The sequence below is a fragment of the Sinomonas gamaensis genome, assembly GCF_005876955.1.
GTDB lineage: Bacteria > Actinomycetota > Actinomycetes > Actinomycetales > Micrococcaceae > Sinomonas > Sinomonas gamaensis.
On sequence record NZ_SSCL01000001.1, the window covers coordinates 172,393 to 196,835 of the forward strand.

At 69.6% G+C, this 24,443-nt stretch carries 24 protein-coding genes; 10 read left to right on the forward strand and 14 right to left on the reverse strand.

Annotated features, from left to right (window positions below):
- The first annotated feature begins 3 nt into the window (after positions 1-3).
- Positions 4-1,536, forward strand: a complete 1,533-nt coding sequence (locus E5679_RS00815; protein ID WP_138413205.1) for an APC family permease — start codon at positions 4-6, stop codon at positions 1,534-1,536.
- 120 nt (positions 1,537-1,656) lie between these two features.
- Here E5679_RS00815 and E5679_RS00820 read toward each other — a convergent pair whose 3' ends face one another.
- Positions 1,657-2,346: a phosphoribosyltransferase gene (locus E5679_RS00820; RefSeq protein ID WP_138413206.1), complete on the reverse strand. Its 690-nt coding sequence runs from the start codon at positions 2,344-2,346 to the stop codon at positions 1,657-1,659.
- Positions 2,347-2,412: 66 nt separating this feature from the next.
- Here E5679_RS00820 and E5679_RS00825 point away from each other — a divergent pair, with 66 nt between their 5' ends.
- Positions 2,413-3,003: a DnaJ family domain-containing protein gene (locus E5679_RS00825; protein WP_249335868.1), complete on the forward strand. Its 591-nt coding sequence runs from the start codon at positions 2,413-2,415 to the stop codon at positions 3,001-3,003.
- 26 nt (positions 3,004-3,029) lie between these two features.
- Here E5679_RS00825 and E5679_RS00830 read toward each other — a convergent pair whose 3' ends face one another.
- The 11 genes from E5679_RS00830 to E5679_RS00880 all read right to left on the reverse strand — a co-directional run bounded on the left by E5679_RS00830 (position 3,030) and on the right by E5679_RS00880 (position 14,509).
- Entirely contained in the window at positions 3,030-3,875 is an 846-nt protein-coding gene (locus E5679_RS00830) for an HpcH/HpaI aldolase family protein (RefSeq protein WP_138413208.1), read from the reverse strand.
- The gene (gene hpaH / locus E5679_RS00835; RefSeq protein ID WP_138413209.1) at positions 3,860-4,645 is read right to left on the reverse strand and encodes a 2-oxo-hept-4-ene-1,7-dioate hydratase; all 786 of its coding nucleotides are present in this window, start codon (positions 4,643-4,645) and stop codon (positions 3,860-3,862) included. Before hpaH ends, E5679_RS00830 begins: the two co-directional genes overlap by 16 nt.
- Positions 4,646-4,647: 2 nt before the next feature.
- Positions 4,648-5,742 (reverse strand): 3,4-dihydroxyphenylacetate 2,3-dioxygenase, encoded by a 1,095-nt coding sequence (gene hpaD, locus E5679_RS00840; protein WP_138413210.1) that lies wholly within the window; start codon positions 5,740-5,742, stop codon positions 4,648-4,650.
- A 25-nt stretch (positions 5,743-5,767) separates the two neighbouring features.
- Positions 5,768-7,273: a 5-carboxymethyl-2-hydroxymuconate semialdehyde dehydrogenase gene (hpaE, locus tag E5679_RS00845; protein WP_138413211.1), complete on the reverse strand. Its 1,506-nt coding sequence runs from the start codon at positions 7,271-7,273 to the stop codon at positions 5,768-5,770.
- Positions 7,274-7,305: 32 nt separating this feature from the next.
- Positions 7,306-8,028, reverse strand: a complete 723-nt coding sequence (locus tag E5679_RS00850; RefSeq protein ID WP_138413212.1) for a GntR family transcriptional regulator — start codon at positions 8,026-8,028, stop codon at positions 7,306-7,308.
- Entirely contained in the window at positions 8,025-9,560 is a 1,536-nt protein-coding gene (locus E5679_RS00855) for a fumarylacetoacetate hydrolase family protein (RefSeq protein ID WP_275092531.1), read from the reverse strand. The genes E5679_RS00850 and E5679_RS00855 overlap by 4 nt, the downstream gene beginning before the upstream one ends.
- Positions 9,561-9,625: 65 nt before the next feature.
- Positions 9,626-10,435 (reverse strand): alpha/beta fold hydrolase, encoded by an 810-nt coding sequence (locus E5679_RS00860; RefSeq protein WP_138413214.1) that lies wholly within the window; start codon positions 10,433-10,435, stop codon positions 9,626-9,628.
- Positions 10,436-10,474: 39 nt separating this feature from the next.
- Positions 10,475-10,804 (reverse strand): biotin/lipoyl-containing protein, encoded by a 330-nt coding sequence (locus tag E5679_RS00865; RefSeq protein WP_138413215.1) that lies wholly within the window; start codon positions 10,802-10,804, stop codon positions 10,475-10,477.
- A complete protein-coding gene (locus E5679_RS00870; RefSeq protein WP_138413216.1) occupies positions 10,797-11,831 on the reverse strand; it encodes an alpha-ketoacid dehydrogenase subunit beta in 1,035 nt (344 codons plus the stop codon). The genes E5679_RS00865 and E5679_RS00870 overlap by 8 nt, the downstream gene beginning before the upstream one ends.
- Entirely contained in the window at positions 11,824-12,849 is a 1,026-nt protein-coding gene (locus E5679_RS00875; protein ID WP_138413495.1) for a thiamine pyrophosphate-dependent enzyme, read from the reverse strand. Before E5679_RS00875 ends, E5679_RS00870 begins: the two co-directional genes overlap by 8 nt.
- Before the next feature lie 271 nt (positions 12,850-13,120).
- Positions 13,121-14,509: an amino acid permease gene (locus E5679_RS00880; protein ID WP_138413217.1), complete on the reverse strand. Its 1,389-nt coding sequence runs from the start codon at positions 14,507-14,509 to the stop codon at positions 13,121-13,123.
- Between the two features lie 248 nt (positions 14,510-14,757).
- Here E5679_RS00880 and E5679_RS00885 point away from each other — a divergent pair, with 248 nt between their 5' ends.
- The 6 genes from E5679_RS00885 to E5679_RS00910 all read left to right on the forward strand — a co-directional run bounded on the left by E5679_RS00885 (position 14,758) and on the right by E5679_RS00910 (position 21,468).
- The gene (locus E5679_RS00885; RefSeq protein ID WP_138413218.1) at positions 14,758-15,228 is read left to right on the forward strand and encodes an Lrp/AsnC family transcriptional regulator; all 471 of its coding nucleotides are present in this window, start codon (positions 14,758-14,760) and stop codon (positions 15,226-15,228) included.
- A 443-nt stretch (positions 15,229-15,671) separates the two neighbouring features.
- Positions 15,672-16,430 carry an NUDIX hydrolase gene (locus E5679_RS00890; RefSeq protein WP_138413219.1) on the forward strand — a complete coding sequence of 253 codons (759 nt, stop codon included), beginning with the start codon at positions 15,672-15,674 and terminating at the stop codon, positions 16,428-16,430.
- On the forward strand, positions 16,427-17,737 hold the full coding sequence (gene nadA / locus E5679_RS00895; RefSeq protein ID WP_138413220.1) for a quinolinate synthase NadA: 1,311 nt from the start codon (positions 16,427-16,429) through the stop codon (positions 17,735-17,737). Before E5679_RS00890 ends, nadA begins: the two co-directional genes overlap by 4 nt.
- Positions 17,734-19,365: an L-aspartate oxidase gene (gene nadB, locus E5679_RS00900; protein ID WP_138413221.1), complete on the forward strand. Its 1,632-nt coding sequence runs from the start codon at positions 17,734-17,736 to the stop codon at positions 19,363-19,365. Before nadA ends, nadB begins: the two co-directional genes overlap by 4 nt.
- 46 nt (positions 19,366-19,411) lie before the next feature.
- The gene (gene nadC / locus E5679_RS00905; protein ID WP_138413496.1) at positions 19,412-20,314 is read left to right on the forward strand and encodes a carboxylating nicotinate-nucleotide diphosphorylase; all 903 of its coding nucleotides are present in this window, start codon (positions 19,412-19,414) and stop codon (positions 20,312-20,314) included.
- Entirely contained in the window at positions 20,311-21,468 is a 1,158-nt protein-coding gene (locus tag E5679_RS00910; protein WP_138413222.1) for a cysteine desulfurase family protein, read from the forward strand. The genes nadC and E5679_RS00910 overlap by 4 nt, the downstream gene beginning before the upstream one ends.
- A 75-nt stretch (positions 21,469-21,543) precedes the next feature.
- Here E5679_RS00910 and E5679_RS00915 read toward each other — a convergent pair whose 3' ends face one another.
- Positions 21,544-22,026 (reverse strand): GtrA family protein, encoded by a 483-nt coding sequence (locus tag E5679_RS00915; protein WP_138413223.1) that lies wholly within the window; start codon positions 22,024-22,026, stop codon positions 21,544-21,546.
- 72 nt (positions 22,027-22,098) lie between these two features.
- Positions 22,099-22,752 carry a DUF1684 domain-containing protein gene (locus E5679_RS00920; protein WP_138413224.1) on the reverse strand — a complete coding sequence of 218 codons (654 nt, stop codon included), beginning with the start codon at positions 22,750-22,752 and terminating at the stop codon, positions 22,099-22,101.
- A 42-nt stretch (positions 22,753-22,794) separates the two neighbouring features.
- Between E5679_RS00920 and E5679_RS00925 the strand changes: the two genes are divergently transcribed.
- On the forward strand, positions 22,795-23,607 hold the full coding sequence (locus E5679_RS00925) for a hypothetical protein (protein WP_249335869.1): 813 nt from the start codon (positions 22,795-22,797) through the stop codon (positions 23,605-23,607).
- Positions 23,608-23,624: 17 nt separating this feature from the next.
- The gene (locus E5679_RS00930; protein ID WP_138413225.1) at positions 23,625-24,431 is read left to right on the forward strand and encodes a transglutaminase-like domain-containing protein; all 807 of its coding nucleotides are present in this window, start codon (positions 23,625-23,627) and stop codon (positions 24,429-24,431) included.
- The last annotated feature ends 12 nt before the right edge of the window (positions 24,432-24,443 follow it).

The window sequence follows — 24,443 nt, forward strand, 5'->3', positions numbered from 1 at the left end:
ACCATGAGCATCGAGACGGGCTCGCACCACGCGCAGGGGGTGACGTCGACGGGAGCGCACCATCGGGAGCGGAGGCTCGGCGTCGCGTCGGTGACCATGATGATCATTGCCGCATCCGCGCCGCTGACCGTTCTGGCCGGCGGCGTCACCACCACGTTCGCCGTGACGGGGCTTCTGGGGGTGCCCCTGTCGTACCTCATCCTGGGCGCCGTCCTGACCGTCTTCGCCGTCGGCTACGCCGCGATGAGCCGGCACGTCACGAATGCCGGGGCCTTCTACGCCTACGTCGCGCAGGGGATCTCGCGCCCGGCCGGTGTTGGCGTGTCGCTCGTGGCCCTCATGTCCTACAACCTCATGCAGGTCGGCATCTACGGCCTGTTCGGCTTCACGGTTTCGTCGCTCCTCTCCGAGCGCTTCGGCGCCGACATTCCGTGGTGGATTCCCGTCGTCGTCTGCATCGCCGTCGTCGCGGTCCTCGGTGTCAATCGGGTGGATCTCTCGGCGAAGGTGCTCGGCGCGCTCGTGGCGCTCGAGTTCCTCGTGGTGATCGTGTACGACGTCGTCTCGTTCGCCGTCGCGCCGGAGGGCGTCTCGGCGGAACCGCTGTCTCCTGCCAGCCTGTTCGTCCCGGGCGTGGGCGCGGTCCTCTCCTTCGGCATCGCGGCGTTCATGGGCTTCGAATCGGCGGCCATCTACGGCGAGGAGGCCAAGGACCCCGAGCGGACGATTCCCCGCGCGACCTACACGGCAGTCGGCGTGATCGCCGTCTTCTACGCTGTGTCGTCCTGGGCGATGGCGATCGGCGCCGGTCCGTCCCAGCTCTTCGACGTGGCCGGCAAGCAGGGCCCGGACCTGGTCTTCACGTTCCTCTCGGGCCACGTTGGCCAGATCGTCGCCGACATCGCGCAGGTCCTGTTCTGCACGAGCCTCTTCGCAGCACTCGTGAGCTTCCACAACGCCGTGGCCCGGTACTTCTTCTCGCTGGGGCGCGAGCGCGTCCTCCCGCCGTGGCTCGAGGCCACCAGCCGGCACGGCGCGCCCAAGGCGGGCTCGCTCGTCCAGACCGGGATCGCCGTCGTCGTGACTGTGGCATTCGCCATCGCCGGTACCGGCGCGGATCCGCTGTACCCCGTCCTGACGATGTTCACCTGGCTCACCAACGCGGGCGCCATGGGCCTCGTGCTCCTCATGGCGATCGTCTCCGCAGCCGTTGTCGGCTTCTTCCGGCGGCGTCGGAATCTCGCCCGCGGCGCGTGGTCCGCTGTCGTCGCGCCCTCGCTCGGCGCAGTGTCCCTGGCCGTCGTCTTCGGACTCATCGTGGCGAACTTCGACGTCCTGCTCGGGCAGACCGAGCCCAGTGCCTTGAGCTTCGTCCTCCCGGCGCTCATTGTGCTCCCGGGGATCGCCGGAGTTGCCTGGGCCCTGCGCCTGCGGCGCGTGAGCCCGGCGCTATATCAGCGGATCGGCCACGGCGTGGAGAAAGGCGTGGCGGTCCACCACTTGGGCGAGGACGACGGCGACCAGCCGAGCCACTAGGGCACAAGGGCCTGTCTCTGGGCTGCGGAGCCAGCCACTATGAAACCGCGTGGACTCGCCACGGTAGGGCAAGTAGCGGTGCCCACCGGGCGAGTCCACGTAGGTTCGGCCCTTGCAGGTTCAGCCACGTACGGCGAGGAGGTCTTGGACCTCCTCGTCGCTGCATTGCGGAAAGCCTTCGTAGGCGCCGCCGACTGAGAGGAACACTAGCGGCTGGCGCGGGCACACTACCCGATCCGCCACCGCCGCGAGATCTTCCACCGCGGCGGGAGGAGCCACGGGCAGGGCGAGGACGACCACAGCGGCCCCCGCCGCGCGCACCGCTCCCACCGCGGCACGCGCCGTGTCCCCGGTGGCCGCACCGTCGTCGCACAGGATCACTCTGCGGCCCGCCGCGCCCTGGGAGCGGCCGTGCAGGAAGACGCGCTCCTGGCGTCCGAGCTCGGCGAACTCCCGATCGCGCACCTTGTCGAGGGACGCCGGGCTGAAGCCGGAGGCAAGCAATCGGCGGATGAGGGGGCGGTCCAGATCAGCGCAGCGGTGGCCGTCGCACGAGGCGATCGCTCCGAAGGCCACCTCTTCGTGCCCCGGGATCCCGAGCTTGCGTGCAGGCACCGCGTCGAAGGGGAGGCTTAGCTCGCGTGCGATCGCCGCGGCGACCGGAACGCCCCCACGGGTCAGCCCGAGGACCAGCGCATTGGCGAGAGCGGGCATTTCGGCCCGCAGGGCTCCCGCGAGCACACGGCCAGCTTCAGCGCGGTCGGCATAGCGGCCGTTCTCGGTGGCGCTGTCCTCCTGCGGCGCGGCCATAATCTCAGTATCGTCGATGGGGTGAACCACAGGGGAGGGGACGAGCTCCGGAGACGACTCGAACACTTGGCGGAGCTGCGGGCCGCCCAGGCGGGGGAGAACGATTCCGAACTGTCTGAGGCGGAGCGCACAGAGGAGCAGCGCCAGGAGGAGCTGCGGAAGAAGCGCCTCAGGTTCGATTCCGCCCGCCGTGCCGACTATCTGGTCCGAGACGCCATGGCCCGCGGGGAATTCGACAACCTGAAGTACGCCGGCAAGCCGATCCCGGGCCTCAGCGGAACGCACGACCCCGACTGGTGGATCAAGGGGCTCATCCAGCGCGAGCATCTCACCGGGCTTGGGCCGAAGGCGCTCCTCCTGCGCGTGGAGGACGGCCAGCTCGACGAACGCCTCGATGCCCTGTTCACCGAGAAGGAAGTCCGCGATGCCGTCGAGGACTTCAACGCCCGCGTGGTCGACGCCCGCCGCCAGCTCGAAGGCGGCCCTCCCGTCGTGACGAAGACCAGGGACGTCGACGGCGAGGTTCAGCGTTGGCGGGAGCGGCGCGAAGAGCAGACGGCGGCGGCGCGGCAGGCTGAGGAGGAGGCCGCCGCTGAGGCGGAGCTGCTGAGGAGGCAGCGCCCGTGGTGGCAGCGCCTCTGGCGCGGGCAGAGCTGAAGCCTGCCCGCGCCGGGCGGCGCGCGTCAGTAGCTGGCGGGGCGCTCGCCGCCGTCGGCTTTCCCAGGGGTCTGGGCGAAGCGCGCGGCGAGCTCCTCGCTCGAGCGGGCGAGGATGGCGACGTCGGCTCCCACCAGGACGAAGCGCGCGCCGGCGTCGATGTAGCGGCGGGCGGTCGCCTCGACGAAGGCGTTGACGCCCGCGGGCTTCCCCGCCTCCTGGGCGGCGGCGAGGCAGCGTTCGACGGCGGAGGTCACCTCGGGATGCTCCTGCTGGCCGAGGTAGCCCATCGAGGCAGCGAGGTCCGAGGGGCCGATGAAGATCGCGTCGACGCCGTCGACGGCGAGGATGTCCTTGACGTTCTCCACGGCCTCGGCGGTCTCGATCTGCACCGCGAGCGAGATCGTCTCGTCGGCCCGGGCGAGGTAGTCCGGGATCCGGTTCCAGCGCGCGGCGCGGGCGAGGGCAGAGCCGACCCCGCGCACGCCGTGCGGCGGGTACCGCACGGCGGCGACGGCGGCCCGCGCCTGCTCGGCGTCGTTGACCATGGGGATGAGCAGATTCTGCGCCCCGAGGTCGAGGTACTGCTTGATGAGCACGGCGTCGTTCCACGGCAGGCGGACCATGGGCAGCACCGGGTAGCCGTGGACCGCGTGGAGCTGTGCCAGGACGGATTCGAGCGAGTTCGGGCTGTGCTCGGCGTCGATGAGCAGCCAGTCCGCGCCCGATCCGGCCATGATCTCGGCCACGAGTGGACTGCCGGAGCAGACCCAGAGGCCGATCTTCGCGGTGCTCTGGTGATTGTTCTGGTGGTCTCCGGCCTGTTCGAGGGCGTGCCGGAAGGTCCGTTCGGGTTCTAGACGAAACGGCATGTCACCGTCCCCAGTGGCCCGTAGTCCGCGTAGACGGTGTCTCCTTCGTAGACCCACATGGGCCGGGTGAACGAGCCGGCGAGCACGAGGTCCCCGGCGCGGAGCGACTGGCCGTGCTGGGCGAGCTTGTCGGCGAGCCACGCGACGCCCGATGCCGGGTGGTTGAGCACGCCCGCGGCCACGCCGGTCTCCACGATCTCCTGGTTCTGGTACAGGAGCGCCGAGATCCAGCGGAGGTCCACGTCGTGCGGCCGCACCGGGCGCCCGCCCACCACCATGGCGCCCATAGCGGCGTTGTCCGAGATGGTGTCCACGATCGTGCGGCCCTGCATCTCGATCCGGGAATCGAGGATCTCGAGGGCCGGGACTACGTAGTCGGTCGCGTCGAGGACGTCGAAGAGCGTGACGCCCGGGCCCTTGAGGTCCTGGTTGAGCCGGAACGCTAGCTCGACCTCGATGCGCGGATGGGTGTAGCGCTTCCATTCCACGACCGAGCCGTTCTCGAGGACCATGTCGTCGAAGATGACGCCGTAGTCGGGCTCCGTGATGCCGGTGGCGGCCTGCATGGCCTTGGACGTGAGGCCGATCTTCCGGCCCACGACCCGCTTTCCCTGCGCCTCGAGCCGGGAGGCCCACAGCTTCTGCACGGCGTACGAGTCTTCGATGTCCATGCCGTCGTAGCGGGTGTGCAGGAGCGGGACGGGCGTGCGCGTCCGGCCCGCCTCCACGAGCTCGTCCGCGATCGCCTCGATGGTGCGCGCGTCCAGCATGCTCAGACCTGGCTTCCGAGCTTGAAGCCCTTGGAGGCCTCGCCGTGGTAGGAGCCGGATTCGTCGCCGGGGCGGGTGTAGGAGAAGCCGTCGGCGCCGATGGTCACGGCCATCTCGGACTTGTCCTCGCGCTTGATGACCTCCTGCGGGTTGCCGTCGAGGTCGAGCACGAGGGAGGCCTCGGTGTACCAGGACGGGACCACGGGGTTGCCCCACCAGTCGCGGCGCTGGTTGTCGTGGACGTCCCAGGTGATCGTGGGGTTGTCCGGGTCGCCCGTGTAGTAGTCCTGCGTGTAGATCTCCACGCGGTGCCCGTCCGGGTCGAGGATGTAGAGGTAGAACGCGTTCGAGACGCCGTGGCGGCCGGGCCCGCGCTCGATCCGATCCGACATGCGCAGGGCGCCCATCTTGTCGCAGATCTGGATGATGTTGTGCTTCTCGTGCGTGGAGAAGGCGATGTGGTGCAGGCGCGGGCCGTCGCCGCCGGTGAGCGCGGTGTCGTGCACGGTGTCCTTGCGGTGGAGCCAGGCGGCGTAGGTGGTGCCCTCGGAGTCCTTGATGTCCTCGGAGACGCGGAAGCCGAGGCCCTCGAGGTAGGCGCGGCCGCGGGGGACGTCCGGGGTGACCTGGTTGAAGTGGTCCAGGCGCACGAGCTCCCCAGCCGAGTAGAGGTCGTAGCGCATGTGGAGGCGCTCGACGTGCTCGACCTCGTAGAAGAACTCGTACGGGAACCCGATCGGGTCCTCGACGCGGACGGCGTCCCCGATGCCGCGGACGAAGCCCTCCTTGCGGCGCTCGGTCCGGCAGCCGAGCTCCTTGAAGTAGGCCTCGGCCTTGTCCACGTCCTCGGGGGTGCGGACCCGGAAGGCGAAGGCCGCGGCGGCGGCGATCGGGCCCTTGCGCAGCACGAGGTTGTGGTGGATGAACTCCTCGAAGGAGCGCAGGTAGATCGCCTCGTCGTCCTCGTACGTCACGTGAAGGCCGAGCAGGCCGACGTAGAAGTCGCGTGACTTCTTCAGGTCCGTGACCACGAGGTCGAGGTAGGCGCAGCGGACGATGTCCGGCGCGGGGACGGAGGGGGTGGGGATGGTGCTCATGGAATCTCTCCTCTTCGAGATAAGGTCAGGCGCCGAACTTCGGCGTGTGGACGTCGCCGAGCGTGATGTGCACGGCCTGCTGGTCGGTGTAGAAGTCGATCGAGCGGTAGCCGCCCTCGTGGCCGAGGCCCGAGGCCTTGACGCCGCCAAACGGCGTGCGCAGGTCGCGGACATTGTGCGAGTTGAGCCAGACCATGCCGGCCTGGATCGACTGGGCGAAGTTGTGGGCGCGCTTGAGATCGTTGGTCCACACGTAGGCGGCGAGACCGTACTTGGTGTTGTTGGCCAGCGAAAGCGCCTCGTCGTCGTCGTCGAACGGGGTGATCGCGACGACCGGGCCGAAGATCTCCTCCTGGAAGATGCGGGCGTCCGGCTTGACGTCCGCGAACACCGTCGGCGCGACATACGAGCCGTTCTCCTGGCCCTCGGGCAGGTTCTCGGGGCGGCCACCGCCAGCCAGAAGCCGGCCCTCGGACTTGCCGATCTCGACGTAGCTCATGACCTTCTCGTAGTGCTCGGGGTGCACGAGCGCGCCGACCTGGGTCTTCGGGTCGTGCGGGTCGCCGACCACGATGTTCTTGGCACGTTCGGCGTAGCGCTCGGTGAACTCGTCGTAGATGCTGCGCTCGACGAGGATGCGCGAGCCGGCGGTGCAGCGCTCGCCGTTGAGCGAGAAGACGCCGAAGAGGGTCGAGTCGATCGCGGCGTCGAGGTCGGCGTCCGCGAAGACCACGGCGGGGGACTTGCCGCCGAGCTCCATCGACATGCCCTTGAGGTTCTCCGCGCAGTTCCGGTAGATGAGCTGGCCCGTCGAGGACTCGCCCGTGAAGGAGATGAGCGGCACGCCGGGGTGCTTCACGAGGGAATCGCCCGCGGTCTCGCCGAAGCCGTTCACGAGGTTGAAGACGCCCTCGGGAAGGCCGGCTTCCTCGAAGATGTCAGCCCAGAGCGAGGCCGAGAGCGGCGTGAACTCGGCGGGCTTGAGCACGACGGTGCAGCCCGAGGCGAGCGAGGGGCCCAGCTTCCACGATTCGAGCATGAACGGCGTGTTCCACGGCGTGATGAGGCCCGCGACGCCGATCGGCTTGCGGTTGACGTAGTTGAGCTGGCTGCCGGGGACCTTGAGGGCGTTGTCCTGCTGGGCGACGATGAGGTCCGCGAAGAAGCGGAAGTTCTCCGCCGCGCGGAGCGCCTGGCCGCGGGCCTGCGTGATCGGGAGACCGGTGTCGAAGGTCTCGAGCTCGGCGAGCCGGTCCTCCTGGGCCTCGACCGCGTCGGCGATCGCGAAGAGCACCTTGGCGCGGGCGCGGGCCTTCATACGGGGCCACGGGCCGTTCTCGAAGGCCTCGGTGGCGGCGGCGACGGCGGCGTCGATATCGGCCTTCTGGCCGGAGGCGGCGGTCGCGTAGGTCGTGTTCGTGACGGGATCGAGGACCTCGAACGTCTCTCCGCCGATCGAGTCGACGCGCTTGCCGCCGATGTAGTGCTGGAGGTGCGTGGGGAGGTTCTCGGGCACGAAGTGCTTGCTCATGGTTGCTCCTTCGAAAATGGAGGGCGGGTAGGTCAGAGGTTCGGGAAATTCGGGTGCGCGTCGGTCCGCGCGAGGTAGGCGTCGAGTGTTGCCGAGCGGTGGCGCCGAGCGGCAATCTCGATCTCCGACGTCGGAGCCCCGCTCTCGATGAGCCGCAGGAGCTCCTCGTGCTCCTCCACGGATTCGCTCGCGCGCTCCGGGACGAAGCTGAACGTCGAGCCGCGGAGCGCCGTGAGCCGATTCCAGCCGCGGTGGACGAGATCGAGGATGTGCGGGTTCGGGCAGTGCTCGAACAGCACGCTGTGGAAGTCGTGGTTGAGCTGGGTGAATTGGACGGGATCGAAGCTGTCGGGGAAATCGGCGACCATGGCTCGCATCCGCGTGTTCACTTCGCGGGCGGCCGCCAGGTCCTGATGGCCGACGGCGGGCGCGGACAGGGCGGTCGCGGCACCTTCCACGAGGCTCAGCGTCTGCATCGTGTAGAGGTACTCGACCGGATCGATCCCGGCCACGGTGGCCCCCACGTTCTTCTCGAAGGTTACGAGCCCTTCAGCCTCAAGGCGTCGCACGGCCTCGCGGACCGGCACGACCGAGACCTCGAGCTCGGTCGCGACCTGTGCGAGCACCAGACGGGCCCCGGGAGCGAGGGTGCCCGAGACGATCCGCTCGTGGAGCCACTCGTAGGCGAGCTGGGACTTGCTCAGCGCAGGGGAAACGGCGGAGGTGTCCGCTGCGCTTCGCGCCGGGGCGCTCATGGCCGGACCACCGCGGCGCCGGAAGTCTCGGCTTCGTACTTCGCGCGCCACTCGGCGTTCATCGGGAACAGCCCGTCCACGGGATTCCCCTCGGCGACCCGCTGCGCAACCCACGCTTCCTCGCGCTCCTGCTTGACGGCGTCGTCCGCCACCTCCTCGACAAGCTGCGGTGGGATGACCACGAGCCCGTCCTCGTCGCCCACGATCACATCGCCTGGCTGGACCGCGGCGCCGCCGCACGCGACCGTCTCGTCGACGGCCCACGGCACGTGCTTGCGGCCGAGCACGGCCGGGTGGGCGTTCGCGCCCCAGGCCGGGATGTCCATGCCCGAGACGGGGCCGAAGTCGCGGATGCCGCCGTCGGTGATGATCGCCGCCGCGCCGAGCACCTGCGCCCGCAGCGCGAGAACGTCCCCGAGCGTCCCGGAGCCCTTCTCGCCGCGGGCATCCATGACGAGGATGTCGCCTGGGCGGAGCGAATCCACGGCGCGCTTCTGCGCGTTGTACCCGCCGCCATGGGTCTTGAAGAGGTCTTCGCGGGCCGGAATGTACCGGAGCGTGCGCGCCGTTCCGACCACCTTCGCTCCCGGTTTCGTGGGGATCAGGCCCTCGATGTGGCAGTTCTGCATGCCGCGCTTGCGCAGTTGGACGCTCAGGGTGGCTGTGCCGACGGAGCGGAGCTTCTCCGTGAGCGCGGGGGTGAGGACGCTGGCGGGCCGCGAATCCGGCTGCGCGGCGGGAGCCAGGCCGGCGGCTTCGGCGGAGCCCCACGCATCGATGCGGTCGGCGTCGGTGAGCTTCGGCATCGCGCCATACGGCTCGAGCGCCTGTGATTCGACGACCCGGTTCGAGAGGCGACCGGTGCTGAGCAGCGAACCGTCCGAGGCGGTGCCGTCCACCTCGACCTCGACGACGTCGCCCGGCCGCGCCACCGTGGCCCCCGCCGGAGTTCCGGTGAGGATGATGTCCCCCGGCTCGAGCGTCATGAGGCGGGAGAGGTCCGCGACGAGCTGGGCGAACGGGAACAGGAGCGTTCCGGTGGAGTCCTCCTGGACCAATTCGCCGTTGATCCACATGCGCACCCGCAGGGCGGCGGGGTCGAGCTCCTGGGCCGGGAGGAGCTGCGGGCCGATCGGTGCGATGCCGTCGGCGCCCTTGGAACGGAGGTTGGAGCCCTTGTCCGGCCAGCGGAGGTCGGCGAGCCCGGCGTCGTTCGCCGCGGTGACCGCGGCGACGTAGCGCCATGCTTCGTCGGGGGAGACGCGGCGGGCGCGGGCCCCCATCACCAGGGCGACTTCGCCCTCGACCGTGAGCAGTTCGACGCCCTGCGGTCGCTCGAGGTCAGCCCCCGAGAGCGCGAGCGAGGTCGCGGGCTTCAGGAAGTACGAGGGGACCTCGGGCGTCCTGCCCCGCTGCGCAGCCCTGCTGGGGTAGTTGAGGTGGACGGCGATGACCTTGCCGGCCCCATCCAGCTGTTCCTGCGTGAGCTGTTCCACGAGAGCGCTCTCCTTCGGAGTCCGACTGCCTGTCATTCAGGATCGTATACGAAAATCGTATACGAAGCCGGGGAAGTGCTCAAGGGGCAAATTGGAACGGCTTACGACAGGAACTCGATCGCAGCCTGCTTGAACGCCCGCGCGGTGACCGCATTCACGTGATTCCGGCCGGGAATCAGCATGAGCTGGGCTGAGGGGACGAGCGAGTGCAGGGCCTCCAGCCCCGCCGCCCGCTCGTCCTTCTCGCCCGCCACGATGAGGATCGGCTGCTGCGGCACAGCCTCTGCGGCGTCGAACGGCTCCTCCTTGATGGCCTCCACGAGCGAGAGGAGCGCGTACATGTCGGAGTTGGGGGAGGCAAGCGCCATCGCCACAAGGTTCGCGGTGGATTCGTCGTCGATCGGGGTACCGTCGGCGAGGAAGCGCTGCGCCGCGGCCAGATCGAACTCGGCGAGCGGATCCCGGCTGCTCGGCCCGCCGAGCACGAGGCGCCGCACGAGCGCCGGCTGGGTTGCGCCGAATTCCCACGCGAGCCGCGAGCCCAGGGAGTAGCCGATGACGTCGAGCCCGCTCTCGGGGCGCGCGGGATCGAGGGGGCGGGCCCCCTCGTCGAAGGCGATCTGGAGCAGGTCCGCCCGGATGCGGCTCGGCGAGTACGAGTCAACGTCCTCCGGAGCCGCGCTCAGGCCATGCCCCGGGAGATCGACGGCGATCACCCTCCTGCCCGCGTCGAGCAGCGCCGGGATCCACCCGCTCTGCTCCCAGTTCAGCGCCACGGAGGATGCGAAGCCGTGGATGAGGAGCACGGGCGGCAGAGGCGCCGGCGACTCAGGCTCGTGCGTCTGGACGTTGAGCCCGGGGTCCGTGCCCTCGACCGTGTGGTGAACCGGGCTGCCTGCGTGCCGTCCCATTGCCGTCTCCATCAGTCCCTGTTCTCTCCCGTGTTTCGGTCAGTCGTCGTCGAGGTTGGCGCTGAGGCGGACGCGCCGTTTGGGCGCTTCCTCGCTCGGCACCGTGCCGACGATGCCCGCCGTGTCGTCCGGGACCTCGAACACGATGAGCGGCTCGCCCACCTTGATCACGTCGCCGGGCGCGCCGTGAAGCTTGAGCACCTTGCCCGACTGCGGCGAGGGAAGCTCGAGTGCGGATTTCGTGGTCTCGACCTCGACGAGCGGCTGATTCCGCTCGACCTGATCGCCCTCGCCGACGAGCCATTCGAGGACGGTGGCCTCGATGAGTCCTTCGCCGAGGTCGGGGAGGGGGAAGGGAATCTCAGCCACGCTTGTACTCCAATACTCGTTGGATGCCGAACAGGATCCGGTCGATGTTCGGGATGTACTCGTCCTCCAGGTCGCCTGAGGGATACGGTACGTCGAAGCCCGTGACGCGCTCAACGGGTGCCTTGAGCGTTCCGAAGCAGCGCTCGATGATGATCTGGGCCACCTCCGCGCCGAGACCGGAGGTCCGCGGCGCCTCATGGACGACGACGGCGCGCCGCGTCTTGCCCACGGAGGTCGCCAGGGCCTCGGCGTCGATGGGCTTCAGCCAGCGCAGGTCCAGGACCTCGATGTCGATCCCGTCCTCCGCGGCGAGCTCGGCGACCTGGATGCAGCGGGAGACCATGGCGCCCCACGCGACGAGGGTGAGGTGCTTCCCCGGGCGGGCAATCCGGGCGCCGCTGACATCGGCGGGGGACTCGGTGCTGGTGACGAGGCCCTTCTGCCAGTACCGCGACTTGGGCTCCATGAAGATGACGGGGTCGGGCATCCTTGCCGCGGCCTTGAGAAGGGAGTAGCCCTGCTGCGGGTCGGAGGGGGAGACGACCTTGAGGCCCGGGACGTGGGCGAAGAGCGCCTCGAGGCTCTCGCCGTGGTGCTCGGGCGCCCGGATCCCGCCGAAGCTCGGCACGCGCAGCGTGACCGGCATGGGCAGGGTGCCGCGGCTGCGGTAGTTCATGCGGCCGAGCTGGCAGACGATCTGGTTCACGGCAGGGTAGGCGAAGCCGTCGAACTGGACCTCGGGGATGGGGTGGAAGCCGGCCATCGCCAGGCCGATCGACATGCCCAGGATCCCGGACTCGGCGAGCGGGGTGTCGAAGACGCGCTCCGCCCCGTGCTTTGCAGCCAGCCCGGAGGTGACGCGGAAGACGCCGCCGAGCGTGCCGACGTCCTCGCCGAGGACGAGGGCCTTGGGGTCCTCGGCGAGGATCTCGTCGAGCGCGAGGTTGAGCGCGCCCTGAAGGGACAGCTCTTGCGCTTTCGGCTGCGTGTCCATGACCGGTTCGGGGGCTGTCATCGTCTCAGGCATGATCGGTCTCTTCCTGCCAGTTGGCCTTCTGTCGCAGCAGCTCGTCGGTGGGCTCCTGGAAGACCAGGTCGAACATCTCGGCGCCGGGGCGGGACCCGAGGGCCATGATGCCCTCACGCACTGCCTCGGCCTCGGCCTTGCCGGACGCATCGGCCGCGTCCAAGGCCGCGGCATCCGCGGCAGCCTCGGCCAGGATCCGTTCCCGGAGCCGCACAAGGGGGTCGGTTCCGCCGTCGGCGCGCTCCTCGTCGAGGGTGCGGTAGCGGCCGGGGTCGTCGGAAGTCGCGTGGGGACCGCGGCGATAGGTCATGGCCTCGACGATGGCGGGGCCGTGGCCGGCGCGGGCGTGGGCGACGGCACGGCGGGTGGCCTCGAGGACGGCTGCGGCCTCGTTGCCGTCCACCTGGATGGCCGGGATGCCGTAACCGGCGCCGCGCGCGGCCACGCTGCCGCCCGCCACCTGCTTCTCCGTCGGAACCGAAATGGCCCAACCGTTGTTCTGCACGAAGAACACCACGGGGGCCTTGAAGATCGCGGCGAAGTTCATGGCCTCGTGGACGTCGCCCTGGCTTGAGGCCCCGTCGCCGAGGTAGGTGATCGCGACGTTGTAGCCGGCTTCGGGGACCTCGCCGTGCGCGTCGAGGGTCTGGCCGTGAGCCCAGCCGACCGCGTGGAGCACAGAGCCGGCCACGACTGCCTGGATCGGCGCGACGTGAGTCTCGGCCGGGTTCCACAGGCCGCCATGCCAGATGGCCTTGTGCGTGGACATGTACTCGACCATGTCCACTCCGCAGGCCCGCGCGACGCCGAGCTCGCGGTAGGTGGGGAAGACGAAGTCGCGGCACACGTCGACGGCGAGGGCGGAGCCGACCTGCGCCGCCTCCTGGCCCAACTCGGGCGCGTACGCGGGGACGAGGCCCTGGCGCTGCCACGAGATCGCCGCGAGGTCCAGCTGGCGGACGGCCGTCATGAGGCGGTAGAGCTCCACGAGGTCGGAGGGTGCCACCGGGTCGACCATGGGAAGCTCGGGGAGCTGCTCCCGCGCCGCACCTGCCAGCCCCGCCCGGCCTGCCGCCGTCGTGCTCTGTGGTGAAGTCTGCATAGCAAAAACGTAAGGTCGACGCGCAGGCTGTGCAACAGGGGACAGCTTGACTGTACAAAATGTAAGATTCGAATGCCGTGTGCGCTCCGTCACTCGTCACTGTGTCTGATAGCACGAAAGGTGTCTGAAAGCACGAAAGCGCCCCAGGCTCGCGGCGAACCTGGGGCGCTCTACTTGCCCTGGCGGCTTACTTGCTGGCGACCGCCCGGCGGCGCAGCGCGCTTCCCCCGGCGAGCACGGCGACAAGCGCGAAGGTGCTCAGCAGCTGGGGTCGCGACTCGTCACCGATGAGGCCGACGGCGAACGTCGCGGCGAGGATGACGAGGCCGAGGACGGTCAGAACCGGGAACCCGGCCATGCGAAGGGGGAGCTCCGTGCCCTCGCGGTCCGCGCGGAAACGCAGGACCAGCTGGGAGACGAGCGCCGAGCCCCACACCAGCAGACAGGTCGACCCGACGATGTTCAGCAGGATCGGGAGGACGCGGTCGGGGAAGATCAGCTCGAGCACGGTGGCGACGATGCCGAACGCGACGCTCGCCAGGACAGCCGCTGCCGGCACGCGTGCCGTCGTCAGTGACGCGAGCGCTCGAGGGGCCTCACCGCGTTCGGCGAGGGAGAAGATCATGCGGGACGCGCCATACAGGTTCGCGTTGAGGGCCGAGAGGAGGGCGACGACGGCCACGAGCGTGATCGCCGTCGCGGCACCCGGGAGGCCCGCGGCGTCGAGGACGGCGGCGAACGGGCTCTTGAGTCCGGCCGAATTCCACGGCAGGACCGCCGCGATGATGAAGATCGAGCCGATGTAGAAGACCAGGATGCGCCAGACGACGGTTCGGACGGCCTTGCCTACGCTCCGGGCCGGGTCCTCGGTCTCAGCCGCGGCAACCGAGACGATCTCCGTGCCGCCGAAGGCAAAGGCAACCACGAAGAGCGCCGTGGCGATGCCGCCGAAGCCGTGCGGCGCGAAGCCCTCGCCCCCGAAGTGCGCAAGCCCCGGCGACGGGACGCCCGGGATCCAGCCGAACAGCAGGGCTGCGCCGATCACCAGGAAGCCGACGATCGCGGCAACCTTGAGGAGCGCGAACCAGAACTCGAACTCGCCGAAGTTCCGCACCCGCGTGAGGTTGACCGCCGTCAACACCGCGACGAACAGCAGCGCCATGAGCCACACCGGCAGGGCGGGGAAGACGGTCGCAAGGAGGCCCGCAGCTCCGAGGGCTTCCGCCGCGATCACCACGACGAGCTGGAGCCACCACAGCCAGCCGACCGTAGCTCCGGCCACGGGGCCCAGGGCGCGGGCGGTGTAGACGGAGAAGGCGCCGCTGTTCGGGTTCGCCGCAGCCATCTCGCCGAGCGCCCACATGACGAGGATGATGAGCGTTCCTGCGACGAGGTAGGAAATGAGGACGGCGGGCCCGGCGGCCTGGATGCCCGCTCCCGAGCCGATGAAGAGGCCAGCGCCGATCGCGCTGCCGAGCCCCATCATGGTGAGCTGCCGGGGCTTGAGTGCTGCCCCAAGCGTCGACTTCGTTGTCGTAGTCGCTTGTTCGGTGTGCGCTGCGTTTGCAGTCTGCATAGGTGTCATTGACCCTCTTCGGTTCTTCGATGGCCGCGGCGGGGTATGCCGGACCAAGGGGACGGTGACGAGGATAGCCTCATTTTCCGACCTTGTGTGGCGCGGATCACGGCTCTGAGCAGAGTGCTAGGAGTCGCGGGTGGAGCGAGTTCGGATCTGGGCAGAATGCGCAATGGATGTTCATGCGGGCATCAATCTGTAGCATCGTGTCTGCGTGGCACCGGTGCCAAGCGAAGGGGAGTGATGCGGTGAAGGTCGACGAGCTGGATGCCAAGATCGTGAGGCTGTTCACGGAGGAGCAGCGCATGTCCGTCCTCGAGGCGTCTCGCATCCTCAAGGTGGCCCGCGCCACCGTCCAGGCGCGGCTCGACCGGATGATCGCCAACGGCGTGATCGCGCGCTGGGCGCCGGAGCCCGAGCCTCGGGCCTTCGGCTTTCCCGTCGTCGCGTTCTGCTTCCTGACCATCAACCAGGATCTCGGGCACGACGCCGTCTCCAAGACCCTGGCGGAAATCCCCGAGGTCATCGAAGTCCATACCGTGTCGGGCGACAGCGACCTCATGGCCCGCGTCGCCGCCCGCTCCAACTCAGACCTGCAGAGGGTCCTCGACATCATCATGGCCACGAAGGCCGTGGTCCGGTCCTCGAGCGTGATCGCCCTCAACACCCACTTCGAGGGGCGCACCCTGCCGCTGCTGGAAGCTGCCGCGCGGGGCTGACCGTCCCCGCTGCGGGGCCAGCTTCGTTGCGACGCTGACCCCGTTGCGCCGTCAGCAGGGTCCTCGTTCCGTCCTCACCAGCTTTAGGCTTCAATCCGCGGCGAGTCGCCCGGATCTACCGGCGAGTCGTGCTGCTGTCGCCTTGAAAAGTGGGGAGGAAGGCAGTCCCCAGAGGCCGGCGGCGGCATCTGCAACTGACGCTCCCCGTTGCGCCGTCAGCTTTGCAGGGCCCTCGTTCCGTCCTCACCAGCTTTAGGCTTCAATTCGCGGCGAGTTGCCCCAATTTGCCGGCGAGTCGTGCTGCTGCCGCTTTGAAAAGTGGGGAGGAAGGCAGCGCCCAGACGCCGACGGCGGCGCGTCACCTTTTGCTCCTCCGCTCGCCGGGGCGTATCATGACTTAGGGTCAAAGTGACTTTAACTAGCGGTGAAGGGAGGGAGACGCGATGAGTACCCTTTTCGCTGGCCCCCTCGGCGCCAACGTTTCGGAGCGCGCCCAGCTCCCTCCATCGCTCGCGATCTCCACCGTAATCTTCGCCCTGAAGCCGAGCCGCGACGCGGGCAGGCCGACGCTGTGGCTCCCGCTCGTCCGTCGGGTGAAGGAGCCGTTCAAGGGGCAGTGGGCCCTTCCGGGCGGCCCGCTGACTGCGACGGAGTCGCTTGAGGATGCCGCTCGGAGGAATCTGCGGGAGACTACGGGCCTCGCCCCGGAGTACCTCGAACAGCTCTACGCGTTCGGCGGCCTTGACCGTGCGAGCAAGCCCCATCGGGGAGCCCAGCGCGTTGTTTCGATCGTGTACTGGGCGCTCGTGCGGCCAACGGAGGCTGAGCTCCTCTTGGAGAACGAGACCGAGAACGTGGCCTGGCATCGCGCCGACACGGCCGGCGAGGACGAGGACGGCCTCGCCTTCGACCATCGCGAGATCATCGACTACGCGCTCTGGCGACTGCGCAACAAGATTGAATACGCGCAGGTCGCGTACCACTTCCTCGGCGAGACGTTCACCCTCGCCCAGCTCCGCGAGGTCTACGAGGCGGTCCTCGGACGCCCGCTCGATCCCGCCAATTTCCGCCGCCAGCTCAAGTCCGTGTCTCAGATCGAGCCGACTGATCAGTTCCAAGAGGGCGGCCGCCATCGGCCCCCACGCCTCTACCGTTACACCGGTCCCCACTACACAGGCCCAGCACAAAGGAGCACGACATGACGTCGGTCGCCACCGCCATCAACCTCATCACCCGCGCTGATGCGGAGCGGCTGTCCAAGGAGGCTCCGGCTGCCAGCACGTGCAGCTCCGACCTCGCGAAGGGTCCGTGGGAGTTCGACGCCGCCGAGGCCCTCCGCGGTCTGCCCGCCTACGGGCCAGGCGCTTCGAGCGCCGACGTCGCTCCGGCGTCGACCCCTCGCCAGGGCCAGCTGCCCCAGGAGTACAAGGACGCGAGCGACGACGAACTCCGCGCCCGCATCCACGCCGCCAAGCAGACTCTCGGCGACCGAGTCGTGGTGCTCGGCCACTTCTACCAGCGTGACGAGGTTGTGGAGCACGCCGACTTCGTGGGCGACTCGTTCCAGCTCGCGAACGCCGCGCTCACCCGCCCCGACGCCGAGGCGATCGTCTTCTGCGGCGTGCATTTCATGGCGGAGACAGCCGACATCCTCTCGCGCGAGGACCAGGCCGTGATCCTGCCCAACCTCGCGGCGGGGTGCTCGATGGCGGACATGGCGGACATCGACTCGGTCCAGCAGTGCTGGGACCAGCTCGAGGAGCTGTTCGGCACCGAGCCGGACGCGGAGGGCCGCGTTCCGGTCATCCCGGTGACGTACATGAACTCCTCGGCGGCGCTCAAGGGATTCTGCGGCGAGCACGGTGGGATCGTGTGCACGTCGTCGAACGCTGCGACTGTCCTCGAGTGGGCTTTCGAGCGCGCCCAGCGCGTCCTGTTCTTCCCTGACCAGCACCTCGGCCGGAACACGGCCAAGGCCATGGGGGTCCCGCTTGAGCAGATGCCCATGTGGAGCCCGCGCAAGCCGTGGGGCGGCACCGATCCGGAGACCCTCCGCGACTCCCGGGTCATCCTGTGGCACGGCTTCTGCTCGGTGCACCGCCGCTTCAATGTCGCGCAGATCGACAAGGCCCGCGCGGAGTACCCGGGCGTGCGCGTGATCGTGCACCCCGAGTGCCCCATGGAGGTCGTCGACGCGGCCGACGAGTACGGCTCGACCGACTACATCCGCAAGGCCATCGCCGCCGCGACCGTGCCCACGGTCTTCGCGATCGGCACCGAGGTCAATCTCGTGAACCGGCTCGCGGCAGAGTACCCGCAGCACACGATCTTCTGCCTTGACCCGGTCATCTGCCCTTGCTCCACGATGTACCGGATCCACCCGGGCTATCTCGCCTGGGTGCTCGAGGGCCTCGTCGAGGGCGAGGTCCGGAACCGCATCGAGGTTGCGGCCGACGTCGCGGAGCCTGCACGCGTCGCCCTCGAACGGATGCTGGCGGCTCGGCCGTGAGCACGTCGACCGGGCGCCGTCTGGCGGTCATCGGCAGTGGTGTTGCCGGGCTCTTCGCGGCGATCTCCGCAGCGGAGGCCGGGGCCGCCGTCGTCCTCCTGACGAAGGCGACTCTCGCGGACAGCAACAGCATGCTCGCTCAGGGCGGCTTCTCTGCAGTGTTGCCGGAGGGGCAGCGCGCGCCGGGGGACAGCGTCGAGAGCCACGCCGCGGACACGATGGCGGCTGGGGCGGGGCTCGGTTCCCGTGCCGCCGTCGACGTCATGTGCGCCCGCGGAGCCAACGCCGTCGACGCGCTCCTCGCGCACGGCGTCGCGTTCGACCGCGGACCCGACGGCCGCCTCCTCCTCGGGCTCGAGGCCGCCCACTCGTTCCCGCGCATCCTGCACGCCGGGGGCGACGCGAGCGGCGCCGGGATCAGCAGGGCGCTCATTGCCCGGGTGCGCGACCTTGAGGCGCAGGGGCGCCTCGAGGTTCTCGAGGGGGCGATGGCCGCCGAGCTCGTGCTCGATTGCGGGGCGATTGCCGGAGTGGAGTACGTGCAGGCAAGCGAATCAGGCGCACGACGGCGTCTGGAGGCCGATGCGGTTCTCCTCGCCACCGGGGGAGCGGGCCAGCTCTTCGCCCAGACCACCAACCCCGCGGTGGCGACGGGCGACGGCGTAGCCCTCGCCTTCCGCGCGGGCGCGGCGCTCCGCGACCTCGAGTTCTACCAGTTCCACCCGACCGCGCTCCAGGTCCGCGGGGCGGACGGAACGGTCCGCTCAACGCTCATTTCCGAGGCTGTCCGGGGCGAGGGCGCACTCATTCGCGACGCATCCGGGCGCCGGTTCGTGGGCGAGTATCACCCGCTGGGCGAGCTCGCCCCCCGCGACGCCGTCTCTCGCGCGCTCGCCCTCCACCGCCGCGCCGGAGGCGGCCAGGCCTACCTCGATGCGACCGAGCTCGAGTCGGTCCACGGCGGCGGCTTCCTGGCCCGTCGCTTCCCCGGTCTGGACGCCATGACCCGAGCCGCGGGCTTCGACTGGCGTCGGGAGCCCCTCCCGATCGGGCCGGCCGCGCACTACTGGATGGGCGGCGTGGCGACTGACCTCGACGGGGCGACCAGCGTCCCCGGGCTGTATGCGGCCGGTGAAGTCGCGTGCACGGGCGTGCACGGGGCGAACCGCCTGGCCTCCAATTCCCTGCTCGAAGGCGTCGTGTTCGCGGCGCGCGCTGTCGAGCGCTTCGTAGCCGGCCGTGCCGACGAGTGGGGCGGCCCCGCCGTCGAGACCGCCGTTGCCCTCGCGGTCGCGGCGGAACCCGAAGCGGGAGCCCTAACGCTGGCTGGTGCTTCAGGCCGGGCCGCGCTCGCCGCCGCCATGGAGGCCGACGCCGGCGTGCTGCGCGAGGCGAGCGGCCTCGTGCGCCTCGGCCACTCGCTCGCTGCATGGACTTCCGGTGAGCCCGAGGTGGCGAACCTCCTGGTCGCCGCCCGACTGCTCGTTGCCTCCGCCGCCCTCCGTGAGGAATCGGTGGGCGCCCACTTCCGCCTCGACTTCCCCGAGCGCCGCGTGAGTGGCGGCGGCGAGGCGGAGGCGGGCACCGTTGTCGTCCGCCAGCCCGCGCTGGCAGGAAGGAGCCTGTGACATGCCGGCCCAGACCATGCCAGCCCAAACCATGCCAGCCCAAACCATGCCAGCCCAGAACACTGCGCAGATCCCGCTTCCGGCTCACGCGCTGCGGGCCGTGCTTGAGCGGGCCTATGCGGAAGATGCCCCTCATGGGGACATCACATCGCTTGTCCTGATCCCTGATTCGGCGCGTGCTACCGCGGAGCTCCGTGCTCGCGTCCCAGGCGTGTTCTCCGGCGGTCCCGTGATCGAGGCCGGCTTCCGCTTCCATGATCCCGAGGCGCAGGTGGACCTCGTCGTCGGGGAGGGCGAGGAGTTCAGTGCGGGCGCCGTGCTGGCCAGAGTTGCGGGCCGCGCGCGGGAGATCCTGACGGCCGAGCGCGTGGTGCTCAATCTGGTCCAGAGGATGAGCGCGATCGCGACCCTCACGGCACGCTACGTCGCGCTCACGCAGGGCACAAACGCGCGCATCGTGGACACCCGCAAGACCACCCCGGGGCTGCGCGAGGTGGAGCGGTATGCGGTGCGGTGCGGCGGTGGCCGGAACCACCGCTTCAGCCTCTCGGACGCCGTCATGGCCAAGGACAATCACCTCGCGGTCCTGACCGGGGGCGACCCAGCGCTTCTGACCGATGTTCTGCGCGCGGCGCGCGAGAGGCTGGGCCACACGACGCATTTCGAGGTCGAGGTGGATTCGATCGAGCAGATTGAGCCTGTCCTCGCGGCGGGTGTCGACACGATCATGCTCGACAACTTCACCCCCGAGCAGCTCCGCGAGGGCGTCGCGATTGTCGCGGGCCGGGCGATCGTCGAAGCGAGCGGCGGAGTGAATCTCGACACGGTGGCCGACATCGCGGCGGCGGGGGTCGACGTGATCTCGGTCGGGGCCCTCACACATTCGATCGTGAACCTCGATCTCGGACTCGACGTCGTGCTCGACGCCGCGGAGGGCGGACGCGCGTGATCTACCTTGATGCGGCCGGCACCACTCCCGTGCGCCGCGAGGTCCTCGAGGCCATGTGGCCGTACCTCACTGGCGACTTCGGCAATCCGTCGAGCCATCACGAGCTGGGGGAGCGTGCCCGCGCCGGCCTCGAGGCAGCTCGGGCCGACGTCGCCCGCGTGCTCGGCTGTCGGCCGGGAGAGGTCACGTTCACGTCCGGTGGCACTGAGGCGGACAACCTCGCCGTCAAGGGCATCGCGCTCGCACGCCGCGCGGCAGACCCACGCCGTACCCGCATCGCCGTGAGCGCCGTCGAACACCCTGCCGTGCTCGAATCCGCGCGGAGCCTCGCGCGCCTGCACGGCTTCGTGGTTGACGTTGTGCCAGTCGACGGGACCGGTCGCGTTTCGCCTGAGGCGCTCGCCGCCGTCGTCGGGCCGGACACCGCCGTGGCCTCGGTGATGTACGCGAACAACGAAGTCGGGACGATCCAGCCCATCGCCGAGCTCGCTGCCGTGGCCCACGCCGCCAAAGTTCCGTTCCACACCGACGCCGTCCAGGCTGCCGGGGTGCTCCCGCTCGACGTCCGCGACCTCGGTGTCGACGCGCTCAGCATCTCGGGCCACAAGCTCGGCGCGCCCAAGGGGGTCGGGGCGCTCTATGTCGCCGGGCGGGTGAGCATCGAGCCACTCGTCGACGGCGGCGGCCAGGAGCGGGGCGCGCGGTCGGGCACGGAGAACGTCGCGGGCGCGGTCGCGCTCGCCACCGCGCTTCGGCTCGCGGAGGGCGAGCGTCCGACGGCGGCCCCGCGCCTCGCCGAGCTCCGGCGCGGCTTTGTGCAGCGCGTGCTCGAGCTTGTCCCCGAGGCGCTGCTCACGGGCGACGACGTCCACCGCCTGCCGGGCAGCGCCTCCTTCTGCTTCCCCCGCGTGAGCGGGGAGTCGATCCTCCTCGAGCTTGAACGCCGGGGCATCATCTGCTCGTCCGGATCGGCCTGCGCGGCCGGTTCGAGCGACCCCTCGCACGTGCTCCTCGCCCTCGGCATCGACCCCGAGACCGCGCAGACCGCCGTGCGGTTCACGCTTCCGGCCACGGTAACGGCTGGGGATCTCGACGAGGCGGCTCGCGCCCTGGAAGGGGCCTACGCCGCCGTCACGGGCATCGCGCGCAGGTAGCGCCTCATCACGCCGAACTCCCCACTAGTCCCGGGGAGTTCGGGGCAGAAGGTGGGGAGCTCGGCGGAGCCGAGACTATGCGTTCCGAGCCCGGCGGAAGACCCAATAGCGGAGCAGCACGAACCGGGCGGCGGTCGCGGCCCAGCCGGCGATCGTCGTCGTCCAGAGCTCGCCCGTGATTCCAACGTCCGGCTTCACGAAGAGGACGGCCGAGAGGCTGCCGCTCGTGAGGACGAGGGCGATCATCATCGCCACGAGGCCGTGCAGGTGATCCAGCAGCAGGCCGCGACGCTCGCGGATGTGGAACGTGAACCTGCGGTTCAGCTCGGTGTTCAGCAGCGAGGTGGCGATGAGTGCCGCGGCGTTGGCCGCATGCGGACCCCACGGGAGTCGGAGGATGGCGTACAGAGCCAGCGAGGCGGCGGTGCAGATGACGCCGACGCCCGTGAACCGCACGAGCTGACGGATCACGGGACGCCGAACGGCCCCCTCCAGCGACGTCCGCCAGGAGGCGGTATTCGTCGGCCGGGGGCCGTTCGTCGTGGTAGTCGGCGTCATGCAGTCAGCATGGCATCGGGCGCTGTGCCGGTGCTGTGACGCAGCCGTGCAGAGTGATCGCGTCGCGTCGGGCTACAGCGCCGGATACAGCTCGCCGACCGGCACATCCGCCGCCAGACGGTTCTCCGGCCCGGGCAGGGGGCACGCCCACGCCTCGTCGTAGGCGCACGACGGGTTGTAGGCGAAGTTGAAGTCGAGGAGGTAGAGGGGCGTGCCGTCGTCGGCCTCGCGCACCCCGAGAAAAGCGCCCTTGATCGTGTCCAGGAGATAGCGGCCAGCACCATAGGAACCATCCGCGCGCCCGGACGTCGAGTCGCGGAACGGCACAAAGATGCCACCGCCATAACCCGCATGTCGCCATGCGGCGAGGGCGCCGAGCTGTGGCACGTCGAAGGTGCCCAGCCGAACGAACGGGACCACTCCGTCCGTCCCGGTCTGCACGTTCCGGACGGTCCCAGCGCCGTCCGGCAGCAGGGGCAGCTCGAACCGGAACGCGGGATCGTAGGGCGCCACACGCAGGCCGCGGAAGGCCGCGCGCTCGGAATGCACGACGGCGGAGGCCGGGTGGGTGCCGAACATCCGGTCCCGCTCACGGCACCAGAGCGCATGCCCCTCGGCAGGGGTCGCCGCCGCCCTGACCGCGGCATAGAGGGCGTAGGTGCGCACGCGCCAATCGGCGACCTGGTGGGCTGGGAGGGCGGGGACCGCTTCGTCCAGTTCGAGCATGGCGCCAGAGTACAGCCGCAGGTGTTCGCTAGGGTGAAGCGCATGGATGCTCGTCGCCTCCTTCCCCTGGTGCTTCCTCCGCTGGCCCTCGCGGGGGCGCTCGTGCTGGCTTCCTGCGGCGCTGGCCAGAGCGGACCGCAATGGACCGCCGTCGCGCCTCAGCAGAGCGGTGGTGCCGGCGCCGGGGGTGCGTCTGCCGGCGCCTCGCGGTCGGCCGGCGCCTCGGCCAGCGCGTCCGCCGTCGGCACACCGTCGCCCGGTGCCACGTCGGCCGAATGGAAGACGTACACGGACCCAGGCAAGACCGTCAGCTTCGACCTGCCGGCTTCGTGGATCGTGCAGTCTCAGCCCGCCGCCCCAGGCTCGGCGTCCGGCGCCCTCCATGTTGACGTGAGGAAGCCCGACGGCACTTTCGTAGCCGCGCTCCAGACGGGTTTGTCCCTGCCGAGCCAGCAGCCGTGCGACCCTGCTCAGGCCAAGCCGTATACCGTCCTCAACAGCCTTCCTGTAGACCTTCCGTTCGTGGATGGGCCGACCGCGATCTCCCCGCGCTTCGTGTACCGCGTGCTGCAGGGCTACAAGTACTTCGGCTCGTTCGGTCTCGTCGGCGTGGCAACCGTCGCCCAGGACGGCAAGGCCTGCCGGCTCGACAACGTGGTTCCCGGGCCGGCGGGGATCGGAGGCTATTCGTTTTCCGACGTCCTCGAGGTCACTCCGCTTGCGCCGGAGGCGAAGGTTGCGCCGCTCTCGTCGTTCGATAACCTTGCTCAGGCATCGGCGTACGTCCGGAACTCCGGAGACTTCGCCGATGCGCAGCGGATGATCATGTCGCTGAAGTTCACCAAGAAGTCTTAGCCCCCGTCTGGAGCCCCATGCTGCGCACTGTCAGCGCCCGTCTGTCCTTCACCACCGTGGCGCGGACGAAGGTGGCCATGGCCGTGGCCGTCGCGAAGAATCCGGGCTACTCCTCATTCGAGGAGCGGCTTTCCGTCACGTCCCAGGGTGGGGAGGTGCCGCGGCGCGAGCTCGTCGACGGCCACGGCGGACGATTCCACGTCCTCGAGCTCGACGAGCCCGCGGACGTCGAGGTCGAGTATTCGGCGTCGATCGGGGGCCGTGCCGTTCAGGAGCCGGTCGACGAGATGGACCTCATCCGGTATGTGCGGCCCAGCCGGTATGCCGAAAGCGATCGGCTCCTGCCGACCTCCTACGGGCAGTTCGGTTCCCTGCGCGGCGCGGAGCTCGTCGTGGCAGTCCGTGCGTGGGTGCACGAGCAGCTCTCGTATGTGGCCGGGTCGTCCCGCGGAACGGACGGGGCTGTGGAGACTCTGCTTCACCGCAGGGGAGTGTGCCGCGACTACGCCCACCTCGCGATCGCACTCCTGCGGGCGAAGGACATTCCGGCCCGGCTCACCGCGGTCTACGCCCCAGGGCTCCGACCGATGGACTTCCACGCGGTCGCCGAGGCCTACGTTGACGGGGCGTGGCACGTCATCGACCCCACCGGGCTCGCCTCGCGCGCCGGCATGCTGCGGATCACCGCGGGCCGCGATTCCTCGGATACGGCGTTCCTGTCCACCGTGGGAGGAAGTCTCGTGCTGCGTCGGCTTGCAGTGTCGGCAGAATGCGACGAAGCGCTCCCGGACGATGATCCGAGAGCGCTCCTCGTCATCGAGTAGGCGAGCAGCCGT